The sequence below is a fragment of the Candidatus Electrothrix sp. genome (genome assembly GCF_052785085.1).
The window spans coordinates 1-5,060 of the sequence record NZ_JALAAI010000187.1; the positions used below are offsets into that span (position 1 = coordinate 1).

The 5,060-nt window shown below is 40.7% G+C and carries 7 protein-coding genes; all 7 read left to right on the top strand.

Annotated features, from left to right (window positions below):
- The first annotated feature begins 142 nt into the window (after positions 1-142).
- From L2082_RS18335 to L2082_RS18365, 7 genes are read left to right on the top strand one after another with little or no spacing between them, the layout of a single operon-like run.
- Positions 143-820, top strand: a complete 678-nt coding sequence (locus L2082_RS18335) for a WbqC family protein (RefSeq protein WP_446012099.1) — start codon at positions 143-145, stop codon at positions 818-820.
- On the top strand, positions 817-1,242 hold the full coding sequence (locus L2082_RS18340; protein WP_446012100.1) for a class I SAM-dependent methyltransferase: 426 nt from the start codon (positions 817-819) through the stop codon (positions 1,240-1,242). The genes L2082_RS18335 and L2082_RS18340 overlap by 4 nt, the downstream gene beginning before the upstream one ends.
- The gene (locus L2082_RS18345) at positions 1,242-1,748 is read left to right on the top strand and encodes a hypothetical protein (RefSeq protein ID WP_446012101.1); all 507 of its coding nucleotides are present in this window, start codon (positions 1,242-1,244) and stop codon (positions 1,746-1,748) included. Before L2082_RS18340 ends, L2082_RS18345 begins: the two co-directional genes overlap by 1 nt.
- Positions 1,711-2,421, top strand: coding sequence for a PIG-L deacetylase family protein (locus L2082_RS18350; protein ID WP_446012102.1), 711 nt, complete (start codon positions 1,711-1,713; stop codon positions 2,419-2,421). The genes L2082_RS18345 and L2082_RS18350 overlap by 38 nt, the downstream gene beginning before the upstream one ends.
- Positions 2,418-3,464 carry a pseudaminic acid synthase gene (pseI, locus tag L2082_RS18355; protein ID WP_446012103.1) on the top strand — a complete coding sequence of 349 codons (1,047 nt, stop codon included), beginning with the start codon at positions 2,418-2,420 and terminating at the stop codon, positions 3,462-3,464. Before L2082_RS18350 ends, pseI begins: the two co-directional genes overlap by 4 nt.
- A complete protein-coding gene (locus L2082_RS18360) occupies positions 3,446-4,516 on the top strand; it encodes a hypothetical protein (protein ID WP_446012104.1) in 1,071 nt (356 codons plus the stop codon). The genes pseI and L2082_RS18360 overlap by 19 nt, the downstream gene beginning before the upstream one ends.
- A gap of 8 nt (positions 4,517-4,524) precedes the next feature.
- Positions 4,525-4,938 (top strand): hypothetical protein, encoded by a 414-nt coding sequence (locus L2082_RS18365; RefSeq protein WP_446012105.1) that lies wholly within the window; start codon positions 4,525-4,527, stop codon positions 4,936-4,938.
- Positions 4,939-5,060: the final 122 nt, after the last annotated feature.

Sequence of the window (5,060 nt, forward strand, 5' to 3'; positions counted from 1 at the left end):
AGGAAATAGACCAGGTCGCAGTGAACCGCGGGCTGTGAAGCGTCGTCCAAAGGCCTACCCTCGTTTGACAGTACCAAGAAGACAAACGGCGTAATCCTGTGGTCAACCACTTAAGGTCGTGCCATTAGACGCTTGAGTGATTTTGTCAGCCCACCAACCAGCATATCTCCCTTGGCTTGGCTACTTTGATAAAATTATCCGTAGCGATATATTCATCTTTCTGGATACCGTCCAATACGAAAAAAACAGCTATATCAATAGAAACCGTATAAAAACACCTCAAGGTTCCACTTGGCTGACAATCCCAATTAAGAGCAAGGGGCATATCCAGTCGACATTGCTTGAGACTAAAATCGACAATAGTAAAAACTGGTCGCAAAAACATTTGAAGAATATCTATTTCAATTACAAAAAAGCCCCTCGTTTTGAGGAATGCTACCAAAAAATAGAAAGCTTATATCAACATAGCTATGAAACTATCAGTGAGCTATGCTATGAGCACTTGCTCTTTTGGCTAAAAGCACTTGATGTCAATACCAAAATTTTACGCTCCGGTGACTTGCCTTTAAGCCCCAAGAAATCTGATTTGATATTGGATTTATGTCAACAGTTTCATGCTGATCACTATATATCAGGAACACTTGGAAAGAATTATTTAATTGAAAAAGATTTTCAGGAGCAGGGTATTGCCATTGAATATCAGAACTATCAGCATCCCTGTTATTCACAATTGCATGGTGATTTTTTACCCGCTATGGGCATTGTCGATTTTTGGATGAACACTGACAACACTGCTTTAATTACAGGAGCCTCATCATGAGTTTCTCATCAGAATGGGAGAATAGCTATCAAGCAAATACACATATGAGCCTTTGGCCCTGGAGTGATTTGATAAGCTTTGTCATGAGGTATTCCAAGCCGAGGCCGAAAAGCTTTCGTGTGCTTGAACTTGGCTGTGGTGCGGGTGCGAATATTCCCTTTTTTCTTTCCCAGAATGTGGCATACTATGCAATAGAGGGAAGTCGAACCATTGTTGAAAATATTGTAAGACGTTACCCAATGCTTGAAGATAATATTATAATAGGGGACTTTACTACTGAGTTTCCCTTATCTTTAGGAAAATTTGATTTAATTGTCGACAGGGCCGCTTTAACCCACAATACAACATCCGCCATTCAAAATACGATTAGTCATGTATATACAGCGATTCCCGGTTTGAATGAACTTAACAAGCTGAAATAATGAAAACAAGACTGGAAAAAGTTTACGAAAGACATTTCTGTCATACTGATTTTAAGAAATTAGCCGTTTTCGATCTTTTCTTACGAGATCAGTATTTTGCAAAAAGCTTTCGCAATCTATTTTTTACCGTTTTTAACCATTACAAGATGTTAAGGTGTTTTGGGTCGGGAATAGCTGATGTATATAATAGTTTGAGTTCCATGGGTAAGTTTATTGGTATAGACTGGTTCTCCACCCAATATTCGGATTATCGCCATGGGGGGAAACAGACGGAAGACGTTTATACACGTACGGGCTACACAGAAGGCTCTTTTTCCAATCTAGGACGAGTACACTTTTCAGATAAAAAACATTTACTGGAATTATTTAAAAAATTTAACATGTTGGTGATGGAGCACAAAACAGTGAAGAGAGAACTCCCTGATAACGATTGGAACTTTGCCTCCTGGAATTTTGTTGCACAAAAATATGAAGAAAGTTCTTGTTGTTGCCGCTCATCCCGATGACGAAATTCTTGGCTGTGGTGCAAGTATTGCCAAACGAGTAAAACAGGGAGACAGCGTCCACACTGTTATTATGGCGGAAGGCATCACCAGCAGTGAGGCCGTCCGTGATCGCAATAAGCGGGCTTCTGAATTAAGCCAATTAGCTGCTGCGGCTAAGTCAGCAAATGTGACTCTTGGCGTTCACTCGTTAGAGTTATTAAATTTCCCTGATAACCGTATGGACTCTGTTGACCGCTTGAATATTATTAAAGCAGTGGAAGCAATTTTTGCAATACATCAGCCTGATATTGTTTACACACACCATGCCAATGATTTGAATATTGATCACAGGAGAGTGCATGAGGCTGTGATTACAGCTTGCCGCCCTCAACCTGATGGTAATATTGTACAGCAATTGCTATTTTTTGAAATACCCTCCAGCACGGAATGGCAAATGGGGTACTCAACCCCATCTTTTCAGCCTAACTGGTTTGAAGATGTAACTGACTCATTGGCTGAAAAAATGCAAGCATTGGAAGCGTATCAATCCGAAATGCGGTCTTGGCCTCATGCACGATCAGTTGAGGCGGTCTCATATCTAGCTAAATGGCGAGGAGCTTGTATTGGCGTTGAAGCGGCTGAAGCATTCTCCTTGGGAAGATATATCGGAATATCAGCAAGGAACTTATCATGATCAGGATTGATCAACATAGTATTGGAGATAAGCATAAGCCCTTCATCATCGCCGAAATGTCCGGCAACCACAACCACTCCCTTGAACGGGCATTGGAAATTGTCGAAGTGGCGGCAAAAGCGGGAGTACATGGCTTAAAACTGCAAACGTATACTGCCGACACCATGACGCTGGATCTGAACGAAGGAGAGTTTCACATTAGCGATCCTGACAGCTTGTGGGCAGGGAAATCCTTATATGAACTGTATGGCGAAGCCTACACCCCCTGGGAATGGCACAAACCCATTTTCGACCGGGCACGGGAACTGGGTATCATCCCATTCAGCACACCGTTTGATGACACGGCTGTTGATTTTTTGGAAACCCTGGATGTGCCATGCTACAAAATTGCCTCGTTTGAAATGACCGATTTACCCTTGGTGCGCAAAGTCGCCGCCACCGGCAAACCGCTGATTATCTCCACCGGCATGGCAACGCTGGGGGAAATTGACGAAACCGTCCGCACCGCAAAAGAAGCGGGCGCAAAAGATATTATTCTGCTAAAATGTACCAGTACCTATCCCGCAACGCCGGAAAACAGTAATTTATTGACTATCCCCAACTTACGCGAAGCCACTGGTTGCCAAGTCGGTTTGTCCGACCACACCATGGGCATCGGTACGGCGGTTGCGGCAGTGGCACTGGGCGCAACGATAATTGAAAAGCATTTTACCTTACGCCGTGCCGACGGTGGCGTGGATTCTGCGTTTTCTATGGAACCGGAAGAAATGGCGGCGTTAGTGTTAGAGACTGAGCGGGCTTGGCAGGCGATGGGGAAAGTCAGTTATGGCACAAGCAATGCGGAACAGAAATCCCTGGTATACCGTCGTTCTTTGTATGTTGTGGAAGATATGAAAAAAGGAGATTTATTTACTAAAGCAAATCTTAGGATAATCCGTCCTGGTTATGGCATACAGCCTAAGTACTATGAAATTGTTTTAGGAAAAAAAATCAAGAAATCAGTCAGCAGAGGTACGGCCTTAACATGGGATATGCTGGAGTAAAGCAGATGCTAACATTAGACAAAGCTATTGATGATCAAAGAGATTTGCATAAACTATGCAACGACCGCCCACTGGAAACAAATGAATTATTTAAACCTAATTCTTTTTATGGAATAGATTCGATCATCAAGGAATATTGTTCAATTCCACATGAAAAATTGCTGAAAGTAGTTTTCCCACATGGCGTGAGTTACTCTAGATATTTTGTTTGGGAAGCAGAAAAAAATACCACCATTCCTTGTATCTATTATTATTCACCACATCGCTACGAAATATATAAGAAGAAAACAAATAAAATTATTATTCCGGCTGCTTCACCTTTTATTTATTTGACTGAATTGCTGAAATATCAACCCAAGCCTGTACGGAAAGGAACTATTTTTTTCCCATCCCATTCAACTCATCATGTTACAGCAACATTTAACTTTGATAAAATCATCGCAGATATTGAACAACTAGAAGACAAATATAAGCCTGTTACCATATGTATATACTGGAAAGACTTTAATTTGGGGCACCATAAATTATTTGAAGAAAGAGGTTTCAGGGTTGTTTCGGCAGGGCATATGTTTGACCCTTGGTTTCTGTATAGACTTTATTATCTTTGTTCAGCACATAAGTATTCAGCAAGCAACGAATTAGGTAGCCATCTTTTTTATTCCGTTAAAGCCGGGTGCTCTTTTTTCTTCATTAGATATCATGCCCCGGCTAGAGAAGCACCAACAAGTATTTTAGAAAGAGATGTATCAACCCCCGATCAGGATATTACTAAAAAGCTCCTTGAACTGTTTTCAAATCCAATTGAAGAATCAACTCCTGAGCAGCTGGCCGTTGTCGATGAGTTTTTGGGATCGAAATATCTAAAAACCCCCAGTGAATTACGAGCAGAACTCGAATTTGCAGACAAACTGGATAAATTTGGTTTTTCGCGACATCCTGAAACCAAGAAAATGTATTACAGGATGCCAAATTTAATCCCTAGAGAATTATTAAGAAATATGAAACGCAACCTTCGGAATAATGTTGCTAAAACATTCCATTTAACCAAATGAATTGTAAAGTGATGATTGCCAAACTTAAAAACTATATGGAGTTATTCAAGCAGTTATTTGAACGCCTTGACAATATACAGAAAGCACTTGGTCGAATTGAAGCACGTCAATTATGTCATAAAAAACCGGCTGATTTTCGTGATTACGAATTCAAGGTTTCTTCTCAAACAGGAGAAGATGGAATCATACAATTTCTAATCCACAACATTCCAATCCAAAGTAAGATTTTTATCGAATTCGGGGTTCAGAATTATACCGAAGCAAATACCAGATTTTTACTTCAGAATGACAACTGGTTCGGCCTGATCATTGACGGTTCCCAGAACAATATTAATTATATAAAAAATGATCCGATATACTGGCGTTATAACCTCAAAGCTGAATGTACCTTTATCGACTGCGACAATATAAATAATACCTGAATCCGTGAAGCCATAGACCACATTTTCCCTTTTCAAGGAAAAAAGGCTTTTTTCCTTGCTCGACTGAACAATATTACTGCTCAACAAACCGCAGTTGAAGAGATTTCTCGGTCAGCTCTTTG

Coding starts and splice junctions, on each gene's coding strand:
- L2082_RS18340 (WP_446012100.1), top strand. CDS start 817: ATGAGTTTCTCATCAGAATGGGAGAATAGCTATCAAGCAAATACACAT.
- L2082_RS18345 (WP_446012101.1), top strand. CDS start 1,242: ATGAAAACAAGACTGGAAAAAGTTTACGAAAGACATTTCTGTCATACT.
- L2082_RS18350 (WP_446012102.1), top strand. CDS start 1,711: ATGAAGAAAGTTCTTGTTGTTGCCGCTCATCCCGATGACGAAATTCTT.
- pseI (WP_446012103.1), top strand. CDS start 2,418: ATGATCAGGATTGATCAACATAGTATTGGAGATAAGCATAAGCCCTTC.
- L2082_RS18360 (WP_446012104.1), top strand. CDS start 3,446: ATGGGATATGCTGGAGTAAAGCAGATGCTAACATTAGACAAAGCTATT.